Genomic DNA, 23378 nt, shown 5'->3' with positions numbered 1-23378 from the left:
CGGGCGCGCCCCGGGTCGGTGCGGTGGAGGTCAGGCGTCGACCGGAGGCGGGTCTGCGGGTCCGGCCGGGCGGCGTACGGCCTGCATCAGGCTGCCGTCCAGGGGCAGGCCGTGCACCGAGACCAGATCGAAGCCCGCGGCGGCGAGCAGCCGTCCGTAGTGCTCGGCGGTGCGCTCCCGGCCTCCCATGGTGACCAGCATGTGCAGATCCCAGGCCACCGCCATGGTGGCCCGGCCGTCCTCGGGCAGCAGTCGTTCCACGATCAGCAGCCGTCCGCCCGGGCGGACGCTCGCCGCGCAGTTGCGCAGGATGACCAGACACTGTTCGTCGTCCCAGTCGTGCAGCACCCGGGAGAGGAGATAGACGTCGCCGTCGGCGGGCACGCCGCTGGTGAAGTCGCCGGCCACCAGCTCGCAGCGGTCGGCGCAGCCGGCGTCGGCGAGGTTCGTGCGGGCCCGCTCCAGTACGTGGGCCTGTTCCACCAGCACACCCCGCAGGCCGGGGTCGTGGTGGAGGAACCGGGCGAGCAGCGCGCCGTTGCCGCCGGCGATGTCCACCACCACGCGGGCGTCACCGAGGTCGGCCAGCGCGGGGACGGGTTCGAACATCGGGGTACTGGCGGCCATCGCCGCGTCGAACACAGCGGCCAGGTCGGGGTGTTCGGCGAGATGGCCGAAGAGCCCCTGGCCGAAAACCTCGGCGAAGCCCTCCCGCCCGGTGCGCACGGCGTGCGCCAGGGCGCCGAAGGACTCGTAGAACAGACCTCCGTAGAGTTGGGCGACCGGGTGCAGCGAGTACTCCGCCGCTCGCCGCAGCGGCTCGCCGGTCGCGGTGAGCGTGTAGCGGTCCCCCTGGGAGGTGACCACGCCGACGGCCGCGAGGTAGCGCAGCAGCCGCGCCAGTGCGTCGGGGTCCACGGCGAGCTGTTCGGCCAGCTCGTCGGCCCGGGCCGGCAGCCGGTCGGGGAGGCCCAGCTCGGCGGCCGCCGCGATCGCCTGGGTGGTCCAGGCCCCGGTCATCAGCCTCTGCAGCCGCTTCACCGGCTCGTCCGTGGTGTGCGACAGGTGCGCGGCGAGTGCCTCCGGGTGGCGGCCGGGCACCCGCAGCTCCAGTCGGCGGTGGTGGTCCGGATACGCGGCGCCGGTGCTGTTGCCGGTGCCAGCACCTGTGCCGGTGCCGGTGCCGGTGCTGCGGAAGTACAGCACCGTGCAATCCTCGATGGCGTTGTGGCCGCCGCCGTCGGGTGTCAGCCCGCCCTGATCGGCGTCGGTGAGCAGGGCGCACAGACCGGCTACGACGACGGCGTCCTGGGTGCCGACCCCCAGGGCCAGGTGTGATTCGTCGCGTTCGGCCCGCTCGCGCTCGGCGATCCGGGTCAGCGGTGACCCGGGCGGCACCGGCAGGACGAACAGCTCGACCGCCGGGCCGCTCTCCCCGTCCGAGGGAAGGCGGACGTGCACGATGGTCACATCCAGCTCACCGGCGGGCACTCGGTGGCGGGCGGCGAGCCGGTCGCGGACCACCACGCTGGGCACCGGTTCGGCGACCGTCAGCCCCGCTTCCCGCAGGCGCGCGACCAGTTGTCCGCACGAGGCGGGGAAGACCAGGGCGGCCGCGTGGACGAGGGCGCAATGGGACGCCACCGAGATCCGGCGCTGCTCATCGAGCCCGGGGAGCAGGCGGGCGAGCACGTCGCCGGTGTCGGCCCGCCGGGTGAAGGCGAGGGCCTCGTCGAACGCCGCCCGGTCGGCCTGATCGAGCCCGGCCGCCCCCTCGAAGATGGCCGCCATGTGCACTCCTCCTGATCGACTCCGCCGCGGAAGCGAACCGGAACCAACGCCGCGGCACCCTCCCCCGGGCGCCGTGGCACCTTCATCCGGTTCATCCGGGCGCCGTTCCGCCGGACCTTCTCGCGTGACCGGCTCGCAGAGCAGGCCCCGGAACCCGCACGGTTCTTCGGGCTGTTGCTCTGCCGGCACCCCACACAGACGACAGTAACAGAAAGTCTCCATACCGTCACATACAGTCAGGGTGGCCGGGGTTACCGGGTGATCGGGGCGCGCCACTGCCGGCCGGGGTGCCCGCATGGACCGCTCGCCTATGACGAAACCGCGCCTCCGGCAGGTCACCCCGGCGCGTGGAAGCATTGACCGCACGGTGCCGACGCGGTTGCATGCTGCTGGTCCTCAGGTGAGGTGCCGGAGACGGAAGCCGCCTGGGGAGAGCATGAGAAGCACCACGAACCGGGGCACCACCAGACGTGTGCGGGCCGCCCTGAGCGTGGCCGTGGTCTGCGCGGTCACAGCGGTCTTACCCGGCGCCGCCTCGGCCGAGCCCGCGGATGCGGGGGGCGTCCGCCAGGCCGGTGTCGAGAGGGTCAGCGTCGCGGCCGACGGCACTCAGGCCAACGACGATTCCTCCGACGTGTCGATCGCACCCGGCGGCCATCGCATCGCCTTCTCCTCGTACGCGAACAACCTCGGTCCCGGCGACACGGGCAGGAACGAGGATGTGTTCGTCCGCGAGCTGGCGACGGGGCAGAACAGGTCGTTCGGCGGCTCCCCGATGGCGCCGCCGACGTTCAGCAGCGACGGACAGATCCTCGCCTTTCTGGGACCCCGGTTCGACAGCATGGCCCTCTACCAGTACCACCTGGGCATGGGGTGGTGGACGGCGTACACCTGCTCGCTCCGGAGCTGCGAGGCGTCCATGGGCGCGAGCGAGCGCCACCAGGCGTTCAGCGTCAGCTTCCGGTACCCGGAGACCAACCAGCGCATCGAGGTCCGCTCCCCCGACACCGGCGGCCTGCGGACCATCGACGTCATCCACAACACCGCACGGTCCCGGCCGTCCATCAGCAAGGACGGCACCCGTCTCGCCTACCAGGACGGTGGGGAGCGGGACGTCTTCCTGTGGGACTGGGCCGACAACACCGCCGCCGGCCCGATCGAGGGTCCGGGCAGGGCGGCCGAACTCGTCCAGCTCAGTGACGACGGCAGCAAGGTCGTCTACCGCTCGGGCCCCGACACCTACGTCCACGACACCGCCTCCGGCACCGCCCTGCCGGTACCCGGCGTGAGGGGCGTGGCCATCGACCCCACCGGCCGCTACCTGCTGCACACGCCGTCCGGCACGACCGGACCGGCACCGCTCACCCTGCGCGACCTGGAGACGGGCACCGACGAGACCGTCACCGACCGGCCCGCCTCGGCCGGGATCGACAGCGTCAGCGCCGGTGGACGCCATGTCGTCTTCGAGTCCGCGGCCGAGGACATCGTGCCCGGCGACACCAACGGCAGGACGGACATCTTCCTGCGCACCCTCCGCTGACCGGCCCCCGCCACAGCGGCCCGGAGCACACCACGGTGAGGTCCGCACACCGCACCGGACCCGGCAGCCGCCCGGGGGGTGATCGACAGCGGCACCGGGGTGCTGGCAGGCTGGCGTGATGCGGATACCCAGGCAAGCGGCCAGAGTCGCGGTACTCGACCCGGCGGGATCGGTCTTCATGTTCCGGTACGACAACGAGGAGGTCGGGGTCCACTGGGCGATGCCCGGCGGCGGTCTGGACCCGGGCGAGACGCCGTTGGAGGGGGCCGGGCGCGAGTTGCGCGAGGAGACCGGCTGGACCGACATCGAGCCGGACGGCACCGTACTGTGCCTGTGGGAGCACGACTTCACCCGGGCCGGGATCCCGGTCCGCCAGCACGAGCACGTCTTCCTCGCGTACGGTCCCCGCCGGGATCCCGTGGGCGATCTCTCCGCCGCGCATGCGGAGGACAGAATTCTCCGGTGGCGGTGGTGGTCGCCGCAGGAGCTGTCCGGTGGTACCGAGCCGTTGTGGCCGCCGCAGCTGCCGGAACTGCTGGCCGGGGTACGCAGGAACGGCCCACCGGGAACCCCGTTCGACCTGAGGACAGCGGTCAGCCCACTTGTTTGATGCCCGGCTCGTCGCGGCAGGACAGATTCTCGATGTCGGCGACCTGGGGTTTGGCCTTCTTGCGGATCTCCCTCGGGACGCTCCCGAGTTCCAGCAGGAAATCCGCCTCCCAGTCGTTGCTGTTCACGTAATCCACGAGGGCCCGCTGAAGCTTCTTGCAGTCCTCGCGGTAACCCTTCTTCATGGCGACGCCGTACCGGTTGTCCGCACCGAATGTCACACCGCTGGCGACAGCGAGTTCAGGGTGTTCTTCCATGAACCCATAGAGAATCAGCTGGTCGGTGGAGACGGCGTCGACTGCTTCCGTCTCCTCCGCTCTCAGCTTGTTGACACACTGCGCCGCGTCCATCTCCGTGACGGTCGTGATGCCGTATGTTTCCTTGATTTCGTCCAGCGCCGAACCGGAAGTGGTGCCTTCCCAGACGCAGACGACCTTCCCTCTGAAGTCCCTGAGGTGTTTGTAGCGTGCGGATTCGTCTTTCCGTACGAGGAAGCCCTGCTTGGTGGCCGCGTAGGGCCCCACGAAGTCGAGGTTCTCAGCCCCCTCCATTTCGCCCTTCGGCGCCATTCTCTCCTGATTGATCGAGAAGGTGGCCGCGACGAACTGGACATGCCCCTTCTGGAGGACACTGGCCCGGTGCTTGGACAGGATGCCCTCGAAACTGGGGTCCTTGACGCCCACGCTGGACAGCAGTTCCCGGGCGACCTTGACGTCGAACCCCTCGAATTCGCCGGCGAAGGGTGAGAAGCTCGTGCCCGGCTGATCGCGTTTGACACCGACCTCGATGACCTTCCCCGTCAACAGCGACGGGGGGTCCGAGGAACAGCCGGCCAGGGCGGTGGCCGCGAGGGCCGCCACGCCGGCCCCGGTGCGTACCGCGAGTCTGCGGTGTGGTGTTCCGTACATGATGGGTCCTCAAGCTGTAGTGGTTCAGCCGCTGTACAGCGTCCCGCGGGTCGGTCCCAGACGCATGGAGCAGCCGCTGTCCGAACGCACGGTGATCTCGAAGTGAACCGCTCCCCCGTGTCTGCCGAGATCGAAGTCGACGGTGGACCGCGCGGGCACCCTCCGCGTGTTCGGGGTGACGCCCGGGGTGATGACGTTGATCGTCGCCGTCGTCCTGTCGACGCAGGTGGGCAAGCCTGGCCTGTCGTCGACGATGCTCAGCGACAGACGCAGCTTCTCCCGTACGTCGCCGGGGGCCGGTCGCTTCATCTCCATCGTGATCGTGCCGCCGGCGTCGCCCACGGGCTGCGGGCCACCGATGGTCATGACCGCGCCGACCTCGCCGGTGCGGTCGACATGCACCCAGGCGAGCGCGCCGCCACCGCAGCACAGCGCGGCGGCGCCGACGAGGACGGCGCGGACCGCCTTGCGCCGCCGGGTTTCGGCGGCCCGCTGGACGGCGTCGCGGGCTTCCCCGGTCCGGTCCGCCGGGTACAGGGCGGCAGCGCCGGCGATCAGCAGGGCGAGGGGCGCGAGGATGTAGAACCACAGGTACTGCGTCTGCGGGCCGCCGGGCCACCGGACGACGGCGAAGACGGCGAAGCAGATGGTCGCGGCGATGACCAGACAGGCGGCCGCAGTGGGCCACGCGACCTGTGCCAACGACCGCCTGACCTCCCATCGGAACGTGGCATGGTCACCGACCGTGCCGAACGAGGACGCGCCGGGGCCACTGGAGCTGACGGTGCCGGCCTCGGGTTTCCTCTCCGCACCGGGGTCGGCGGCACTCACGCTCCGTCACCGTGGCGGCCACCACCGCCGAAGTGGAACGTGGCACCGTCCCCCACCGAGCCGACGGCGGCGGAATGCGGACCGTGCGCCGTGACGTGGTACGTGCAGGTGGGCGACGGGGCAGCGGCCACCAGCTCCGCCAACCGGGCCTCGTCCGGCTCGTGGTCGCCCTGTTCGCCGAGCCATGCCAGCAGGGCCTCGGCCAGCCGCTGCCTGTCCTCGGCTGAGAGCCCGTCGAGCAACTCGTCGGCACGCTGCTCGCTGCGGCCCTCGGGAAGGGCGAGCGGCGTGTCCTCGCCGCCCCCTCGGCGGAAGAGTCTGCGGAAGTGGCCCTGACCCGCTTCGATCGACCCATCGGTGATGCGCTGTGCGGCACTCGCGACCATGGCGGCGCCCAAGGTCTGTGCCGCCAGCGAGAAGTAGGCGGCGAGTTCGGCGGAAATCGCGGGAAGACTGGCCATGGATGCCCCCGTCACTGGCCCTCATCGGACTGTGTCAGCCCCTTCAACGCCCCCATGTTAGGTGTCCGTTGGCGGCGTCGCAGGCGATTGCCGGGGACATCGCACATCTGTGGAGCGGCGACCGGACGGGAACATCGAGCCGGCTCTGCCACCTCCGCCTTCGGCGTGCCGCGGCCGGGCGAGGCGGGGCGCGGCGGGGCCGGTGGGGGCGATCAGCGGGGCGCCCGGGCCGGCGCCCGGGCGCCCGATGGTCCCCTCCGTCAGCCGGCCGCGCAGGACGGGCAGGAGGACGACCGGCGTTCGACGCGGACGTCGTCGATCACCGGGCCGTTGGCCGCGGTCGGGCCCGTGGTGCTGACGAAGGCGAGGGTCGTGGTGGCGGCGTTGGCGACGAAGGCGAACTGCCGGGTCACGTATCCCATGGCGGCGTAGGTCCTGCCGGTGACGTCGAAGGAGAAGCTCTGGGCTTCCTGGCCGTCGATGAGGGCTTGGCCCGTCTTCACGGCGGGGGCGGTGTCGGTGGGGTTGCCGGCGAGCGCGTAGGTGACGGTGTAGGTACTGCCGGGAGTCGTGGTGAAGGTCTGGCTCACGGCGCTCGTGCCGTTGAGGTCGACGGACTGGTCGCCCTCGGCGGCCTGCCAGGTGCCAGCGCCGATCAGGTCGACCGCCCCGCGGGTCACGGACCACGGGCCGATGGACTGTCCCGGGAAGTACGGGGTGAAGAGGTTGGCCGGGGCCCTGGGGTACTCGAAACTGCCGTCGTGGAAACGGCTGGCGAACGGCGCCGGAGCCAAGGCCGAGGCCGCGCCGGAGCCGATACCGGCCGGCAGGGCGACGACGGCCGTGGCAGCGGCGGCGACGGCGGCAAAGACGCGTAATGAGAACATGGGCTCTCCCTGGGACGCGGATGTGGTGGGCCGGGCTCTCGCGGTGGCGGGCGGAGGCTTCTCACCGGTACGGCCCGGCGCTCCAGGCTACGGTGGCCGCACCCCTCGGGTGCAGACGCTGTGAGCCGCCCCGAGCGGCGCCTATGGGTACGGAGCAGCGCTCGGCACACCCTCACGCCCCCTTCGACCGCCCCCGCCCCCACCCCGTCGTACGCCCCTTCGGGACGGGCACTCCCGTACGCGCCTGTGAGTACGCGCCTGTGACCGGTCCGTCGGCTGGTGCACGGACCGGTCACTCGCGGATGGGGAAGGGACGGCTTCTCAGGCGGCCTTGGAGAGGGTGGATCTGTCGGTCCGGGGCGTGAGCCGGACCGGTGTCGCGGGTCCGGTCGGGGCTCGTCGTCCGTCGTGGCGCGGCCACAGGAGGACGGCGCCGGTGGTGCCCGCCGCGGCGAGGACGGCGAGGACGGACCAGGTGAGGGTGAAGCCCGCGTTCGTGCCGAGCCATCCCGCGAGGGGGTAGGTGATCAGCCAGGCCAGGTGCGACAGGGAGAACTGGGCGGCGAAGACCTCGGGGACGGCGTTCGGTTCGACCGAGGCGCGCAGCACGGTGCCGGTGGGTGTGATGATCAGCGCCATGCCGGTACCGATCACGGCCCAGACGATCGCCGTGCCGGTCCAGGTGGCCGGGCCGGCCGCGACGAGGGCCACCGCGGCGAGCGTGCCGCCGACGAGGACTCCGGCGCCGGTCACCATCACGGTACGGGCGGCGACCCGGTCGAGTATCCGGGGCAGGACGAGGGCGGCCAGGAGGGTTCCGCCGCCGGAGGCGGCGAGCATCCAGCCGACGTCCGACTGCGAGCCGCCGAGTTCGTCGCGGACGTAGTTGACGGTGCCGACGATCACGATCGATCCGGCCGCCGCGACCACGAGGTTGAGTGCCATGATCCCGCGCAGCCGCGGTGTCCTGAGGAAGGTCCTGATTCCTGCCACCGCCTTCTCCCCTGCGCGGGTGTGGGCGCTGGGGCGGGCGTCGGGGATCCGGGTGGGCAGGATGAGCAGGGCGGAGAGGAGGAATCCGGCGGACGTGCCCAGGAAGAGCCGGTCGAAGCTCATGAACGCCAGGGCGAGTGCCGCCAGTACGGGACTGAGCAGGCTCTCCATGGTGGAGGCGACCTGGGAGGCGGACAGGGCGCGCGTGTAGTCGGACCCGTCGGTGACGATGTCGGGGATGACGGCCTGGAACGTCGGGGTGAACGCGGCGGACGCGGCCTGGAGCAGGCCGATCAGGACGTAGATGTGCCAGACCTCGCTGACGAGCGGCAGGGCCAGGACCACCGCGGCCCGCACCACGTCGAGGAGGACCAGGAAGGTTCTTCTGGGGAAGCGGCCGATGTACGCGGCGGTGAGGGGCGCTATGACCACGTACATCACCATCTTGACGGTCAGGGCGGTGCCGAGGACCGTGCCGGCGCGCGGGCCGGCGAGGTCGTAGGCGAGCAGTCCGAGGGCCACGGTCGTCAGTCCGGTGCCGAAGAGGGAGATGATCTGGGCGCTGAACAGATAGCGGTAGTCGCGGATCGCGAAGAGTCGCATGGTGTGTTCCTTCCGGTTCCATGCGGCGGGGCACGGCCCCGGGGCGGGGGCCGTGCCCCGCGCGGACAGGCGGGGTTGTCCCTAGGCATCGGTGTCGCTCCCGGGTGTGGGGCCGGCGAGCAGGTGGGATGAGCCGGTCTCCTTGCGGCAGCCGACCGGTGACGTTCGCACGTCAGTGGTGCGCGTGGTGGCTGTGGTGACCATGGTGGCCGTGGTGTTGGGGCGCGTGCTCGGGTCCGGCCTGGGGGGCCTCGTCCGGGTGGGGGGCGGTCGCGGTGGCCCGTACGGTGAACTCGGCCGTCCGGACCACGCCGTCGTGCTGGAAGTCCAGGTAGAGGCGGTAGGTGCCGCCCGAGGGCGCGGCGGCCATGAAGGTGATCCCGGGCCCCGGCTCGGTGGTGCCGTCACCGGGCTCGCCCTCCGGGTGGACATGGAGGTAGCCCAGGTCGCCGACGCGCAGCGCCACCAGGTGCCCGTACGCGCCCAGGTAGGGCTGGAGGTCGGTGACGGGCCGCCCGTCGCGGCTGACGGTCAGCGTCAGGTCGCTCGCCTCGCCGGGCACGAGGTCGCCGTCGAGGGTGACGGTGTACTCGCCGGTCCGTGCGATTCCGGTGGCCTCGGGGAGCGGACGCGGGTCGTACGAGCCGGCGACCGCGGCGTCTGCCCCCAGGGTCAGGGTCCCGTGGTGGCCGGCCGGGTGGATGTCCGCGAAGAACCTCCAGTCCCCCGGCTCCAGAACCAGCTCCGTGCTCCAGGTGCCCTTCTCGTCCCTCACCGGGTGTACGTGCTGGAACCCGGCCGTGTCGCGGCGGACGGCGATGAAGTGCAGTTCCTTCTCGTGCTCGGGCACGTACGCGGTCACGGGCCGTCCGTCGGGGCCGGTCACCCGGAAGGTGATCGTCTGGGCGCCCGCGGTGAGGATCGTCGCGTCGAGGTCGAGGGTGTATCCGTCCTCGGAGACGGACAGTCCACCGGGCCGGGATCCCCCGTGGCCGCTGTGGCTGCCATGGCCGCTGTGACCGTCGTGGCTGCCGTGGTTGTTCATGTTGTGGCCGGACGTGGTCTTCATCGTGCTCTCCCTCTGGGTGGTGTATCCCTCGTGCGTTGTCCGCACACAGAGAATGTATACCCCCCAGGGGTATCTGCACCACCCCTTTCGGGACCTTGATCAGACTCGGTGCATCCCTCGCGAACACCCGGGCCGCCAGGAGAACTCACCACATCCCGGGGCCGGATGGAACGGAGTCGCAGCAGCGCGGAGGCTCCCGGCTACGCCAGGACAGGGCAGTGCAGGCGGGCAAGTGGGCAGGGCAGACAGGCGGTCGGCGGCAGAGGTTCTTCTCGAAAGCGCTCTGCCGGGAACAGGCCGACGGGCCCGGCCCGCACCGCGCGGGCGACAGGGCCCGCACAACGGAAAGGTCCCGGCCTCCACACGGGAGACCGGGACCTGAGCGAGCGCTGGGCAGGCCTTGCACCTGCATCCCCCCACGGGAAGTGGGGTGTCTTTCCTTGGACCACCAACGCGAGTCCCGCCACCGGTTGATCACCGGCGCGAACACGAGAGCGACTTTAGCACAGAGGGCGGGCCCCGGCTCGCCGGACCGTGGTGGGCGGGTGCGATGAGGGTCAGTCAGGGAATCAGGGGAATCAGCGGACGTGGATCCACCGGGGCCAGATGGTGTTGTCGAAGCGCTTGCTGCCGCCGTCGGTGAAGTCCACCTTCCAGTCGCCGGCGCGCTCGGCCTTGAACGTCTTGGTGAAGGCGCCGTTCTTGTCGGTGGTGACGGTGCCCATGCTCTTCCAGGCGGTGCCCGGTGCCCGGAAGGAGTAGTGGACCCGCTGACCGGCGAATCCCTGGGCGGTGTTCTTCGCCGTCGCCGTGTACAGCGTGCCCTTCAGGGTCAGGGGGTCGCCCTTGTCCAGCAGCCGGGGGTGACTCTTCATGTTGAACCAGGTCTGGAGGCGGCCCGGGTTGAGGACCTTGCCGTCGGAGGGGCCGATGCCGCTCTTCTCCAGGACCGACAGGCGCCAGCCGGTGACCCGGAAGAGGGGCGCGTCGGCCGTGAAGGTGGCCGTCCTGCCGAAGGGCACGTTCTTCTGGCTGATCGTCGCCCACTCACCGTTGTGGCGCCGGGCCCGGACGAGGACGGTGGCGGGCTGCGAGGAGGTGCCGTCGCGGAGGAGGGGCCTGGCGGAGAAGGTCAGCTTGTTCTTCGTGGTGGAGACCACCTTCTCCTCGGTCATCCGCGTGGTGTGGGTGACCTTCGCGTAGTTCAGCTCACCGCCCGAGGTGTGCGTCAGCCAGGGGCTGCGGGACTGGATCCGCCAGGAGCCGGGCATGGTGACCCGGGGGCTGATCGTGAAGCTTCCGTCGGCGGACGTGACGGGCCCGAAGGTCGAGCCCGTGTTGCCGCAGCTCTTGAGGCACTGCGCCATGGTGTACTGCCGGACGGCGGGCCTGACCGTGCCGTCGTCGGCGATCCGGGTGATCCTTCCGGAGATCGGCGTGCCGCCGTACCGCGCCGTCAGGTTCCTGGTCGGGCCGGACAGTTCGACGGAGGACTTCTGCGGCCGGATCCGCAGGCCCTGGCGCCCCAGCTCGCGGCCCAGGTCATCGTCGATTCTCGCGTTCAGCCACAGCTCCTGCTCCGTCCCCAGCACCGTGTAGGGGGTGGAGAAACGGCCGTCGGCGTCGGTCCGGACCTGGATGATTCCGCCGTTGCCCCAATCCTGGGTGTAGACGGACACCGTGGTGCCGGCCAGGGGAACCCGCTCACCGGTCCTTGGGTCCCGGGCCGTCGCCCTGCCGGTGGCCACGGCTTCCAGGTCGTCCAGCGAGAACTCGTCCTGGTCGGAGGAGACCTCGATGTCCGCGCCGGGCGAGTACAGGAACGTGTCGGCGTTCGGCCGGCTCACTTCGCGGCCGGTCCTGGGGTCCTCGGCGTAGATGTCCATCTCGTAGGAGCCGATCGCGTCGAGAGCGAAGACCGGGCTCTCCCACCAGACGGCCTCGTCGTCCTCCCGCCGCGTGAACGTGGTCAGGGTGGCGACGGCGTCCTTGCCGCCTCGCGGCCGGATCTCGACCCTGGTCAGCTTTGTTCCGTTGTCGAGGACGAACGCGCGGTAGTCGTCGCCGCTGCTGACGAACACATTCCCCTCGGGGGCCACGGACCGCTGGTCCGCCCGGACGGTGCCGATCGGCTGCGCCGAGGCGCCGAGCGCCGTCACCCCGCCGGAAGCCGCGAGGGCCACCGCCGTACCCCACACCGTCAACGTCCTTCTGGTACCTCTCACATATCCCCCATGCGCCGTGTCCGGACCGCTTGATCACTGATTGATCACCGACTGTGACCCGGGAGAGCGGAAGAGGGTTGTACGCCTTCGCCCATCACCGCGTGCTGCCACCACCGATCGGTCACCGGGGCGTTGTCGGTGGGGTGCTGTCAGTGGGGTGCTGTCAGTGGCGGCGCCTACGATCCGGCCATGAGCATGATCGGAGAGTACGCCCGTCTCACGCCCGCCGAGCTGGACCGGGCGGTCCTGGATCCGGACTGGGGCTGGGAGTTCGTCGAGGAGCATCTGGCCGCGTCCCCCGGCGACAGCACTCCCGTCGCCGGGGGCAGGCTGCACAGCACCGGGAAGTCGTGGCACGCGCTGGAGTACCTGCTGAAGCTCCGGGGTGTCGGGGTGGACGTGGTGCACGGCGAGGAGGAGATCCCCGGCGCGGAGGACTGGGGGTACGGACCGCCCCGGACGCTTGGCCCGGAGCGGGTGCGGGCCGCCGCCGGGGCGATGGCGGCGATCACCCCGGAGGGACTGATCGAGAACATCGCCCCGGCTGAGCTGGCGGACGCCGGGATCTATCCGTACGCGGGCTCCGACCCCGGCGAGCGGCTGGACGACGTCGCGGCCGCCTACCAGGATCTCGCCGCCTTCTTCCGGTCGACGGCCCGCCTCCGGCACGGTCTGCTGGTCTGGATCGCCTGACGGCGACCGCCGGGCAACACAGGTCCGGATCGCCTGGCCGCCCGGCGGTGTCCCCGGCGGCCGGGCGGCCCCGCGTCGGCAGGGACGGCAGGAACGTCAGGGCCGACGGGGACGACGGGGACGACAGGCCTGGTCAGGTCGCCGAGTCGGCGAGCAGCTTCAGTGCCAGTGCCGTGGTCTCCGGGCTCGCCTTCTCCGGGCTGCCGGTGCCGAACGGCGGCTCGGGGTCGTACTCCAGCGCCAGTTCCATGGCCCGGCCCACCTCCTCGTCCGAGAGCCGGGCGGCGAGGTGCAGGCCCATGTCGATCCCGGCGGAGACCCCGGCCGCCGTGATGATCCTGCCGGACTCGACGAAACGCCCCGGCGTGTAGATCGCTCCGACCTCCTTCAGGTAGGGGCGGGAGGCCCAGTACGTGGTGGCGGGCACCCCGCGCAGCAGTCCGGCGGCGCCGAGGATCAGCGAACCGGTACAGATCGAGGTGGTCCAGGTGGTGTGCCGGTGGGCCCGGCGGATCCAGTCGAGGATCCGGGCGTCCGCCATGCTGGCCGTCGTGCCGCGCTCGCCGCCGCCCGGAATCACCAGCACGTCGGGGCGGGGGACCTCGCGCAGGGACTTCGCCGCCGGAAGCCCCAGTTCGCCGGTGTCCGTCCGGACCAGCCCGGCCTTGACGGCCACCGTGGTCACCCGCACGCCGGGTACCCGGCAGAGTGCCTCGTACGGGCCGACCGCGTCCAGCGCGGTGAACCCGTCGTAGAGCAGCACCGCCACCTGCACCTGCCGGGGCTTCCGGCCCCCGCCCGGCCCCGCCGCCGTCGCCGGGGCAGCGGTCGCCGGGGCTGCCGTCGCCGGGGCCGCGGAGATGCCTGCGGCGATTCCCGCGCCGAGTGTCACCCCCGCCGCGCTCCGCAACACCCCACGGCGGCTGTGCTCCTGCTTGCCGTTCATCCCTCGGTCCTCCCGTTCGTCCTACGTCCTGTTTCCTGTGTCCTGTTTCCTGTGCTTCAGGAGTCGGCCCGGATCCCGGCAAGGTTCCCGGGGGATTTACGGGGGACTTCCGGGGGACTTCCGGCCGCAGGTCCGGGCGGTCGCCGCGGGCAGGGCATCGGGCGGACGGGGGTCACGAGCCGGCGGGTGGCGGCGCGGGACGGGCTGTTGATCTCGTCCCGGCGCTGCTAGGTTGACCCTCATGTTCCTTCTCTTGGCATAGGCACGCCCCAGCCCCGCGACCGCGCACCGCGCTCGCGGCACTTCGGCGTCCCTTCTTCCGCCTCGATCGAGGAACTTTCCCATGTCACAGCCCGTCATCGGGCGGCCTTCGTATGCCGCCGTCCTGCGCCTCCCCCATGCCCGACGCACCTTCGGCGCCGCCCTGCTGGGGCGGCTCTCGTACGGGATCGTCGCCCTGTCCGTGATGCTGGCGGTGACCCGTTCCACCGGGTCGTACGCCGTGGCCGGCACCGTCATGGCGCTGTTCGGTGCCACGAGCGTCTTCCTCTCCCCTCTCCGGGCGGCCCTCGTCGACCGCCACGGCCCGCGTCCCGCCCTGCTCCCGATGGCCCTGCTGTACGCGGGTCTCCTCGGCGCCCTCGCGGCAGCCTCCTGGCGGCCCGGCGGCTCCGCCCTCCTGCTCGGTGCCCTGGCGGCCGCGGCGGGCGCCGCCACACCGCCGCTGGGCCCTTCCATGCGTGCCGTCTGGCGTGAACTCACCGACGAACCGGCGCTGGTCCAGCGGGCGTTCAGCCTGGACGCCGTCGCGGAGGAGATGCTGTTCGTCTCCGGCCCGCTGCTGGTCGGCGCCCTGGTGCAGATCGCGCACCCGGCCGCCGGGGTCGTGGCCAGCGCGCTCCTCGTGGGCGTGGGGACCTGCGCCTTCGTCCTGTCACCGGCCGTGCGGGACCTGCGGCCCGCCGCCGCCGATCCGGCGGCGGGCAGTACCCCGGCGCGGGGTCGGGGCGCCGTGGGGCTGATGGCACCCGTGATGGCGGCCGGGGTCGGGCTGGCGCTGGGAGCCATGGACCTGTTCGTCCTCGCCTTCGCCACCCAGCGGCACCACGGCGACGAGGTGGTCGCCTGGGTGCTCGCGGCCCTCTCGGCGGGCAGCGCGGCCGGCGGCCTGCTGAACGGTGCCGTCACCTGGCGCACCAGTGCCCGGGTACGGCTCCCGCTGCTGGTCGTCGGCCTCGGTCTCGCGCTGGCCGCCGCGGGCCTCGCGCCGGGCCTGGGGACGTTGACCGTGGCCGTGGCGTGCGCCGGCTTCTTCGTGGCACCCGCCCTGACCACGGCGTATCTGCTCGCGGATGAGACGGCGCCGCCCGGGCGTCGCACCCAGGCGGGTGCCTGGGTCAACACGGCGGTGAACGCGGGGGTCTCGATCGGTACGGCGGCGGCCGGCCTGCTGGTGGCCCGGCTGCCGCTGGAGGCGTGCTTCGCGCTCGCGGGTGGCATCACCCTCCTGACGGCCCTGGCCTGCGCCGGAAGGAAGGCGAAGAAGGCCGCGCCGCCGCGTGGCACGGCGTCCGCCCCCGGCGGGGCGACTCCCGCCGGGGCGGCTCCCGGCGGGGCGGCTCCCGGCGGGGCGGCTCACGCGCCGCTCGCGACGGAGTCCGCTACGCCGGAGCGTGCCTGATACCGGAGGGAACCGACGCACCGGCCGCGGTCACGGCTGTGTCCGCACCGGAGGCCGCGCCCTGCGGAGGGGGCGGGCGGCCCGCCACCAGGTCGTGGGCCGCCTGCGCGCGACCTGCCAGGACCGCCGGTCGGACAGGGCGCGGAAGCGGCGCGTGCGCGCGGGCACCCCGCCCTCGCCTTCCGGGCGGAGACCGGCACAGCAGCGCTCCAGTCCGTCCAGCAGCCCGGGTGCGGCCCCGCGTTTCACCCTCCGGGCTCACGTCCGGTCGAGGTCGGGCCTGTCCGGACGGCGGCGCACGTGTCCGTGTTTCGCACGTGCGTGTCACAGGCTCGCGACAGGCTCAACCGGACGAGTGGATCATCCGCTCCTAGGAGGCGGGCCGGCGCAGACCGGTCCGCTTCCAGCGCCAGCCGAGGAGACGCCTGCCATGTCCCGGACCACCCCGTCCCCGTCCCGGTTCGTCATCCGCCGTATCCGCGGCCGGGCCACGGCACTCGCCGTCGCCGGCACCGCCCTCGCCCTCCTCGCGCCGGCGACCGCGACGGCCGTGGCAGACCAGACCCGTGCCGCGGCGGCCGACCCGGTCTCCGTCCTGAACTACACCGCCAAGGAGCGCAAGGCAGCCCTCGCCTACTGGACGCCCGCCCGCATCAAGGCCGTCGGCCGGTCCGTGGACCTCGGACCGACCGGGCCGAAGACCAAGCCCTGGAAGGGCACCACCCTCAAGACCGTCGGACGCCTCTTCTTCGTCAACGCCAACGGCGCCGACACCTGGTGCACGGCCACCGCCGTCAAGAGCGCCAACAAGTCCGTCGTCATGACCGCCGCCCACTGCGTGCGCCGGGGCTCCGCCCCCGACATGACCAACGTGGACATGGTCTTCGTCCCCGCCTACCACAAGGGCAAGCAGCCGTACGGCGCCTTCGCGGTCCGCGCCGCCGCGACCCCGCGCAGCTTCGACACCCAGTCCGTCAACGACATGGCCGCGCTCACCGTCGACGCCGACAAGAAGGGCCGCAAGCTCACCGACGTCGTGGGCGCCACGCCCATCGCCTTCGACCGCCCCGTCGGCGGGACCATCCACTCCTTCGGCTACCCCGCCACCAGCCCGCAGCGCGGCGAGGAACTCCTCTACGTCACCGGCAAGGCGAAGAAGGAGCGCGGCCAGCAGTTCATCCCCTCCGACATGACCGGCGGCTCCAGCGGAGGCCCCTGGCTCGCCGGCTTCGACACCACCACCGGAAAGGGCACCCTCGTCTCCGTCAACAGCTCGATGGACTCCTTCACCCCCACCAAGGGCTACGGAGAGATCTTCGGAGCCATCGCCAAGAAGGTCTACGACCGCGCCCAGAAGGCCTGACACAGGGACACGGCGCGCGCCTCGGCCGGTGCGGGCGAGGCCGTGCGCTCCCCGTACGACACGGACGGATCCGTCGGCGGACGGACCCTTCCGGACGATCCGAAGGGGCGGGTTCCGCTCTTCTCTGCCGCGCTCCGTAGCCAGATGGTCGCGGATCGGCTAACTTCTCTGTCAGTAGTCGTGGTTCCGACGTATCAGCGCCCGCGGTTCGCACCGCGGGCGTCATGCTGTTCGGCAGTGCCCGAGGACCAGGGCGATCACCTCCTCCCAGGGGTACTGACAAGCCAGTGCCCCGCAACCCTGGATAAAGGGGAACATCATGGCCACCGGTACCGTGAAGTGGTTCAACGCCGAAAAGGGCTTCGGCTTCATCGCCCAGGACGGCGGCGGCCCGGACGTCTTCGTCCACTACTCCGCCATCAACGCCGCCGGTTTCCGGTCGCTGGAGGAGAACCAGCAGGTCACCTTTGACGTCACGCAGGGTCCGAAGGGCCCGCAGGCGGAGAACGTCGTCCCGGCCTGACCGATGACCTCGGCGCCCCCGCACCAACGGGAATCCGTTGGTGCGGGGGCGTCCGTCACAACAGACGACGGGCTGCACGATCCCGTCGGCACCGCCCACGGGCCCCAATCGCCCCCCGTCAGCCGCCGTCGCGGACGCGCTCACCACCGCCGCCATTGACGTTGCCGCACAGTGCGCGCTCCACGAGCCGCTGTACGGCCCGCTCCGCCCGCGCCAGCTGGTCAAAACCGGCGGTCTTGCCGCTGGCGGCGATCACGACCGATCGGCTGCCGTCGCTGGTGACCCCGGTCCTGACCGTGGCCCCGTCGAGGTCACCGCCATGACCCCACCGGTCTCCCCCGCAGCTCAGGGGCTGCTTCATCAGTCCGAGCCCGTAGCCGAGACCGGGCATCACCTCCCCGATCACCCCGCCGACTGGCACCGTGCGGCGCATCTCGGCCAGTTGCGCGGCGGGCAGCAGCCGGCCACGGAGCAGCGCGGTGTAGAACCGGTCGAGATCGCGCCGGGTCGAGATCAGGGCACCCGCCGCGTCGGCCGAGGTCATATTGCGGACCGTGGTGTCGGTCCAGCGGTCGGAGCCGCGGAACGTGTGATAGGTGCGGGCGTGGGGTGCCCGCAGGAAGGGGTCGTCGCCGGGGGCGCGGGTGTCGCGCAGTCCCAGGGGGCGGATGATGCGGCGTTCCACCTCCTCGGCCCAGGGGCGTCCCGTGGCCTTCTCGATGACCATCCCGGCGATCAGATAGCCCGGGTTGGAGTAGTTCCATGGAGGGGCGGGGTCTCCCGGCGCCGCCGGCGGGAAGTCGGGCCGGTGCCGCATGGCGTGGGCGATGGACTCCTCGGGGGTGAAGCGGTCGAACCGGGTGCGTTCGAAGTCCTCGGCCGTGTCCCCGGTGACCTCGGTGTGGTCCCAGTTGTAGATGCCGCCGGTGTGCTGGAGCAGATGGCGCAAGGTGATGAGACGGCCGTCGTTGCCGTTGCCGTCGACCAGTCCCGGGAGCCAGGTCTCGACCGTGTCGTCCAGGGACAGCCTGCCCTCGGCGACCAGTTGCAGCACGACGGTGGCGACGAAGGACTTGGTGACGCTGGCCGCCCGGAACACCGCGTTGCGGGGCGTGGGCCGGCCGGTGCCCAGGGCGGCTTCACCGGCGTCGGCGTGGATACGGGTGTCGCCGTGGCGCACTTCCACCGCGATGCCGACATAGCCGGCCTCCTTCAGGGTCCGTTCCAGCTCGCGTGCCAGCTGGGCCCGGGTGAGGGGGGTGGCACGGCGGTCCTCGCCCGCCGTGGCGCTCTCGGCGTTCTGGGTGTTCCCGGTGTCGGTCGACGCGGTCGCGGCGGCGGGTGCAGTGAGGGCTCCGCCGGCGAGGGCGATCGCCAGGGCGGCGGTGACGGCCGTCCGCGACCGGGACTTTCCGCGGGACTTGTGCACGGGTGGGTTCACGGCTGGGTTCACGGGTGTGTCCACGGGTGTGTTCATACGGCCCACCGTGCCAAGCCGGCGGGTCCGCGGCCATGGCCCCAGCCCCCGGCGCGGGGTGTGGCCAGCCCCCCTGTCGCCGGGCACGGCGTCGGCCCGTACGCCGCGTCGGCCCGTACGCCACTCCCGACAGGCCGGGAACCTCATGTAGCGTCATGATGATGAAACCGTTGACGGGCACCATCACCGACCAGGCACCGGCCGATCCGGCTGTCACCGACGACATGTTGGCCACTCAGCCCATCGGCTACTGGAGCGGCCTGGCCCACGCGGTCGTCACCCGGCATATACGGGACGCCATGGCCCGGATCGACGTGACGCAGCCGCAGTACTGGGTGCTCAACCGGGTGAACGGCGGGCCTGGGGTACCGAGCCCGGGCCGCGAGGAGGTCGTGACCCAGTTGACACCTCTCGCGGACGGGCCGCACGAGATCGATCGTGTCATCGACCAGCTGCTCCACCGCGGCTGGCTCCGCGTGGACGCCGGGGAGCGCCTGCGGCTCACCGACACCGGGGAGGCCGCCAGGGTGCGGCTGCGCGAGTTGGTGACCGGGCTGCGCGCCGTGGTCCACGAGGGCATCGGCGATGAGGAGTACGTGGCCGCGCTCAAGGTGCTGCGCAGGATGGTCGCCAACGTCGAGGCGCACGAGGGCCGCTAGATCCGGCCTCATTCGGCCCCGGCGGGGGGCGGGGGGACCGACTCGGCTCCGGCGGGGGGCGGGGGGACCGATGCGGTGAACACGGCGGGCGCGTAGCCGAGGTGTCGTCGGCGGAAGGAGTCGCCGAGATGGTGCTGGAGCCGGCTGTGGCGGAACTGGTAGACCGCACCGGTCTGGCGCAGGACTCCGCGCTGGTAGGCGTCGTCCAGGAAGGCGGCGGTGTCCCAGGGGAGTCTGCCGGTCAGCGGCAGCAGGACGCGGGTGAAGACGACCCACTGCCCCCAGGCGGTGAACAGGAGTGCGTAGGTGAGCGAGCCGGCGAACCCGTAGACGGCTCCGGCGCGGATCCCGTCCGAAACACCCCAGGCGGATGGCTCGACAAGTCCGTGGAACAGGTGGATGGTCAGGCTCCCGCCGAAGACGACCGTCAGGGTGAGCAAAGGCGCGAGGACGAGAACCTGCCGGCTCACTGTCGCGCGATGGGAGGCCAGCAGGCTGACGGGGGTGGCCGCCGAGGCGGCGTCCAGGGGCGCTTCGAACAACGCCAGGAGCCCGAAGACCAGGCCGCCGCCCACTCCGAAGATCAGCTCGAAGAGCAGCATGTTGATCAGGATGTTCTCGATCACCTCACCGTTCGCGAGCGGGAGGTCCCGGTAGAGCGTGCCTTGGACGGCAAGGCTGCACCCGTTCCCGATGCCCAGCACGAATCCGCCCAGGAGCGCGGTACCGAGACGGGCGATGAAGGTGCGGAGCGTCCTGCGACTCAGGCCGGTGTTGCCTGTGCCGGGCAGCCGTAGCCTTACCGGGGCCGGTTCGATGATCTCGTTACCGAGCGCGATCATGATCGCGTACACCGTTCCGACGGTGAGGCCGGCGATCGATCCCGTCAGAGCCGCCCGGACGAGGGCCCGATCGAACGCGGCCTGGTGGAGGAGGAGAGTCGACAGCCCATCGGCCGCGGCGGCGCACAGCGCGGATACCGCCACGACGATCATGACGCGCGTCGAGCGGCGCAGCGAGTCGCCGATCCGCCACCAGGCCAGGTCCTGCTGATCGAGGCTGTCGAGCCGGGTCAGGTGGTGGGCGAGGTAGCCGAGCCAGTACTGGACCCGCTCGGGGTCCCGTACGGGCCGGCGGCGCGGGCCTTTGCCGAGAGCCCGCACGGGGGTGCGGCGGTAGACCGTCGGTACGAAGGATGCCAGCAGATGGTCCTCAAGGGCCTGCTCGGTGGGAAAGCGGGCGGTGTCCAGCAGTTCCTGCGGATGCGTACCGGATGTCCCGCTGTAGATCGTCCGCGCGAGAGCGACCATCAGCGGGGTGTTCAGGACTCTGGTGAGGTTTCCGCTCGCCACGGTGTCCTGGGTGCGCAGGGACTGGAGGACGGGGCCCCAGGCGTTCGCGCTCCGGTCCTGGCCGTTGCCCTGGGCGGTGACGGGCCGGGAGGTGCGGGGGAGGTAGTCCGTGAGGTCGGCGGGGGTGAGATCGTCGAGTTCGACACCGGCGGCCCAGACCAGCGGGGTGCCTGCCGCCCCGACCGCTTCGGCGTACTCCTGGCGGCGGCTGGTCAGCACGATCGGCAGCGAGGTGGTGTTGAGCGCCGCGAGTGCGTCGGGCCGCAGGGCCTCCACAATCTCGTCGAACCCGTCCAGTACGGGAAGCACCAGGTCGGCGTCGAGCAGCGCGGCGGCCAGCGTCGATCCGCTGCGGACCCGCCGGGCCAGGTGGGGGTGGTCGCGCAGCAGCCGGTCCGTCAGCCAGTCGTGCAGCGCGGTGGCCGTCGGGTCCCAGGATCCGAGGCTGAAGATCACGGGCACCCGGTCGGGGGCGGCCGGGGCGGCCAGGAGGTCGAGGACGAACCTGATCGCCAGGATCGACTTGCCCGACCCGGCCCGGCCGAGGACCACCATGCGGCCGGAGGGGATGCGCCGGTAGACCTCGGCGACGCCCGGCAGATCACCATCCAGGTCCATCCGGCTCGGCGCGGTCCCCGGTGGGAGTCTCTGGATGTTCTCGGGGTGGTCCGTCAGGTGTGCGGGTGCCTGATGCCATCGCACCGGAAGCGGAAAAGGATCGTGGACCCTGCGCTGTTCCTCTTCGAGTTGCCAGCGGCTTCTGATTTCCTCCGCCAATTCCCTGGCCGCGCCGGCGAGCGGGCCCGGTGTCCGGGACGGTGAGGGGCCAGGACCGGGAAGCGATTCGGGAGACGACTCGGAAAGGGATTCGGAGAGGGGTTCGGAGAGGGGTTCGGAGAGGGGTTCGGAAACGGATTCGAGAGTCGGTTCGGGGTGCGTTCTCGCGAGGACGGCTGCCAGTTTCCGGCGGTCCTCCGGCCCGGCCCTGAGCGCGTCCGCCAGCAGATTGACCGTTCCCACGCGGTGGTCGGGGGATCTGCCGGTCTCCAGTCTGCGGATGGTGCTGACGCTCACCCCCGACCGCTCCGCCAGCTGTTCCTGTGTCAGACCCGACTGCTTGCGCAGCCGGCGTAAGAGCGTCCCGAGCTGACCCGCCACCACGGCATCCTCTCTGCCTGCGCATACGGCCTGCGGGGAGCCTACTGTGGCCACCGGTCATATATGACCGGTGCGCCGGCCTGTCCACCGGACGGCACCGACGGCAGCATCGCTGCTGATCCTCGCGGCGTCGTGCCGGAGCTGATACGAACCGGGGCCCGCACGAGCCGGAACCCCGGGGCCGACCATCCCTGTGAACCCGATACGAGGGGAACTGATCCAGCATGGCGTTACTTTCCATCCCGAGGCGATCGTCTCCCTGTCCGCCGCGCGTACCGCGCATGCCGCGCGTGCTCGCCGCGGTCCTGGTGATCTGTTGCACCGCCCTGGGCATCGTGGCATCCCCGTTCCAGACGCCCGCGGCCCATGCCGAGACGCCCAGGGCGCGCGCCGCCGGGAGTTGCGGGTCCCCGCTCCAGTGCGTGGACTTCACCTCCCTCGGCAATGGCCGCGTGCTCGACGTGCAGAACGGCTCACTGGGCGACGGGGCCTTCATCGTCACCAACACGGCACCCGGTCACCATCAGTCCTGGCGTCTGAACGTCGACGCGTCCGACTCGTCGTTCACCATCGTGAACAACACGACGGGCAAGTGCATCGACCTCGGCTGGCCCGTCCTGCGCCAGCAGACCTGCCGGGGCCAGAAGAGCCAGCAGTGGTACTTCCAGCCGGTGCGGGGAGCCGCCAACGCGTTCATGGTCCGGAACGAGAACAACAACGCGTGCCTCGACCTCGTCGCCAACGCCCAGTACGACGACGCGTGGACGGGCCAGTCCACCTGCCACGGCCGGGTCAACCAGCAGTGGTCCACCGTCCCCGAAGCACGGAGGCTGGCGGTGGAGTACGCCGCCAAGCAGTGCCAGAAGGACACGTCCACCTGCTCCTGGGCGGCGCGGAGCGAAACCCCGCCGGCGCCTCTGCCGACGGTCTGCGCGTCGTCGGTCTGGTTCAACAACACCAGCGGGCCCATCACCCAGACCTTCGCGGTGACCAAGACAACAGGCTGGCAGAACTCCCTCTCGACCAAGATGTCGACCGGCTTCACCACCGGGGACCTGCCGAACCTGGCGTTGAAGGTCACCACGACCCTCGAAAACCAGTTCTCCCATGTCTGGAGCGGCTCGGAGAGCGTCAACAACCAGGTCACGGTGCCCGTCCCCGCCGCACAGTACGGCTGGGTGACCCTGTCCGTGCTGGCCACGAAGGTGACCGGCACCTGGACATTCGACGCGCGCGGACTGCCCTGGACGGCTGAGGACACCGTCACCGTCCCCCTCAAGGACGCCCCGGCCGGTGGCGCGACCCACTACATCGCGAACACCGACCCGGTCTTCACCTCCTGCGCCTGATTCCGGCTCCGTCCGGCAGCCGGCAGCTGCCGGACGGAGCCATGACAGGCGCCCCACCCGCCCATCCCCGCACAGAAAGTGATCAGATGATGCGCGCCATACGAGTCCTCGGCCTCGCCGTCGCACTGACCGGCATGACCCTCGCCTCCGCCCCTGCCTCGGCCTCGGCCTCAGCCCCGTCCCCCTCCCCCGCCTCGGCCTCGGCCTCGGCCGACAGTGCCGCACGCACACCCATCGGCGGCGGCACCGGGATCATCTTC

19 protein-coding genes are annotated in these 23378 nt (G+C 71.4%); 8 read left to right on the top strand and 11 right to left on the bottom strand.

Translation table 11 applies throughout. From position 1 onward, the window contains the following. Positions 1-30: 30 nt before the first annotated feature. A complete protein-coding gene (locus SYYSPA8_RS12515; protein WP_323447173.1) occupies positions 31-1791 on the bottom strand; it encodes a methyltransferase in 1761 nt (586 codons plus the stop codon). 436 nt (positions 1792-2227) lie between these two features. On the opposite strand from SYYSPA8_RS12515, the gene SYYSPA8_RS12510 reads away from it, so the two are divergent. After that, positions 2228-3331: a TolB-like translocation protein gene (locus tag SYYSPA8_RS12510; protein WP_323447172.1), complete on the top strand. Its 1104-nt coding sequence runs from the start codon at positions 2228-2230 to the stop codon at positions 3329-3331. A gap of 118 nt (positions 3332-3449) precedes the next feature. After that, a complete protein-coding gene (locus tag SYYSPA8_RS12505; protein WP_323447171.1) occupies positions 3450-3941 on the top strand; it encodes an NUDIX hydrolase in 492 nt (163 codons plus the stop codon). Here the strand turns inward: SYYSPA8_RS12505 and SYYSPA8_RS12500 are convergent. The 7 genes from SYYSPA8_RS12500 to SYYSPA8_RS12470 form a co-directional block, all read right to left on the bottom strand. Continuing rightward, on the bottom strand, positions 3925-4848 hold the full coding sequence (locus tag SYYSPA8_RS12500) for a transporter substrate-binding domain-containing protein (RefSeq protein ID WP_323447170.1): 924 nt from the start codon (positions 4846-4848) through the stop codon (positions 3925-3927). The genes SYYSPA8_RS12505 and SYYSPA8_RS12500 overlap by 17 nt on opposite strands. Positions 4849-4872: 24 nt before the next feature. Continuing rightward, positions 4873-5550, bottom strand: a complete 678-nt coding sequence (locus SYYSPA8_RS12495) for a hypothetical protein (protein WP_323447169.1) — start codon at positions 5548-5550, stop codon at positions 4873-4875. A gap of 125 nt (positions 5551-5675) precedes the next feature. Continuing rightward, a complete protein-coding gene (locus SYYSPA8_RS12490) occupies positions 5676-6140 on the bottom strand; it encodes a hypothetical protein (RefSeq protein ID WP_323447168.1) in 465 nt (154 codons plus the stop codon). Between the two features lie 260 nt (positions 6141-6400). Continuing rightward, a complete protein-coding gene (locus SYYSPA8_RS12485; RefSeq protein WP_323447167.1) occupies positions 6401-7027 on the bottom strand; it encodes a choice-of-anchor C family protein in 627 nt (208 codons plus the stop codon). A gap of 321 nt (positions 7028-7348) precedes the next feature. Continuing rightward, a complete protein-coding gene (locus SYYSPA8_RS12480) occupies positions 7349-8623 on the bottom strand; it encodes an MFS transporter (protein ID WP_323447166.1) in 1275 nt (424 codons plus the stop codon). 172 nt (positions 8624-8795) lie between these two features. Then, positions 8796-9692: a hypothetical protein gene (locus SYYSPA8_RS12475; RefSeq protein WP_407705987.1), complete on the bottom strand. Its 897-nt coding sequence runs from the start codon at positions 9690-9692 to the stop codon at positions 8796-8798. Positions 9693-10270: 578 nt separating this feature from the next. Further along, on the bottom strand, positions 10271-11917 hold the full coding sequence (locus SYYSPA8_RS12470; protein WP_323447165.1) for a hypothetical protein: 1647 nt from the start codon (positions 11915-11917) through the stop codon (positions 10271-10273). Between the two features lie 189 nt (positions 11918-12106). On the opposite strand from SYYSPA8_RS12470, the gene SYYSPA8_RS12465 reads away from it, so the two are divergent. Then, positions 12107-12610, top strand: a complete 504-nt coding sequence (locus SYYSPA8_RS12465; RefSeq protein WP_323447164.1) for a YfbM family protein — start codon at positions 12107-12109, stop codon at positions 12608-12610. A 133-nt stretch (positions 12611-12743) separates the two neighbouring features. Here the strand turns inward: SYYSPA8_RS12465 and SYYSPA8_RS12460 are convergent, their stop codons facing one another. Further along, positions 12744-13556 carry a DJ-1/PfpI family protein gene (locus SYYSPA8_RS12460; RefSeq protein ID WP_323447163.1) on the bottom strand — a complete coding sequence of 271 codons (813 nt, stop codon included), beginning with the start codon at positions 13554-13556 and terminating at the stop codon, positions 12744-12746. Between the two features lie 343 nt (positions 13557-13899). Between SYYSPA8_RS12460 and SYYSPA8_RS12455 the strand changes: the two genes are divergently transcribed. From SYYSPA8_RS12455 to SYYSPA8_RS12445, 3 genes are all read left to right on the top strand, one after another. Further along, positions 13900-15237: an MFS transporter gene (locus tag SYYSPA8_RS12455; protein ID WP_323447162.1), complete on the top strand. Its 1338-nt coding sequence runs from the start codon at positions 13900-13902 to the stop codon at positions 15235-15237. A gap of 430 nt (positions 15238-15667) precedes the next feature. Beyond that, entirely contained in the window at positions 15668-16600 is a 933-nt protein-coding gene (locus tag SYYSPA8_RS12450) for a trypsin-like serine peptidase (protein ID WP_323447161.1), read from the top strand. Between the two features lie 319 nt (positions 16601-16919). Then, complete coding sequence (locus SYYSPA8_RS12445; RefSeq protein WP_323447160.1) at positions 16920-17123, top strand: cold-shock protein; 204 nt, start codon at positions 16920-16922, stop codon at positions 17121-17123. 118 nt (positions 17124-17241) lie between these two features. Here the strand turns inward: SYYSPA8_RS12445 and SYYSPA8_RS12440 are convergent, their stop codons facing one another. Next, the gene (locus tag SYYSPA8_RS12440; protein ID WP_323447159.1) at positions 17242-18600 is read right to left on the bottom strand and encodes a serine hydrolase domain-containing protein; all 1359 of its coding nucleotides are present in this window, start codon (positions 18598-18600) and stop codon (positions 17242-17244) included. A gap of 161 nt (positions 18601-18761) precedes the next feature. Here SYYSPA8_RS12440 and SYYSPA8_RS12435 point away from each other — a divergent pair, with 161 nt between their 5' ends. Further along, entirely contained in the window at positions 18762-19259 is a 498-nt protein-coding gene (locus SYYSPA8_RS12435) for a MarR family winged helix-turn-helix transcriptional regulator (protein WP_323447158.1), read from the top strand. A gap of 8 nt (positions 19260-19267) precedes the next feature. Here the strand turns inward: SYYSPA8_RS12435 and SYYSPA8_RS12430 are convergent, their stop codons facing one another. Further along, entirely contained in the window at positions 19268-21769 is a 2502-nt protein-coding gene (locus SYYSPA8_RS12430) for an XRE family transcriptional regulator (RefSeq protein WP_323447157.1), read from the bottom strand. Between the two features lie 281 nt (positions 21770-22050). On the opposite strand from SYYSPA8_RS12430, the gene SYYSPA8_RS12425 reads away from it, so the two are divergent. Further along, positions 22051-23118 (top strand): RICIN domain-containing protein, encoded by a 1068-nt coding sequence (locus SYYSPA8_RS12425; RefSeq protein ID WP_323447156.1) that lies wholly within the window; start codon positions 22051-22053, stop codon positions 23116-23118. The last annotated feature ends 260 nt before the right edge of the window (positions 23119-23378 follow it).

This window comes from Streptomyces yaizuensis (assembly GCF_034961445.1).
Lineage (GTDB): Bacteria > Actinomycetota > Actinomycetes > Streptomycetales > Streptomycetaceae > Streptomyces > Streptomyces yaizuensis.
Note: the sequence above shows the minus strand (reverse complement) of the source record. Positions and strands in the feature narration are given on the sequence as shown.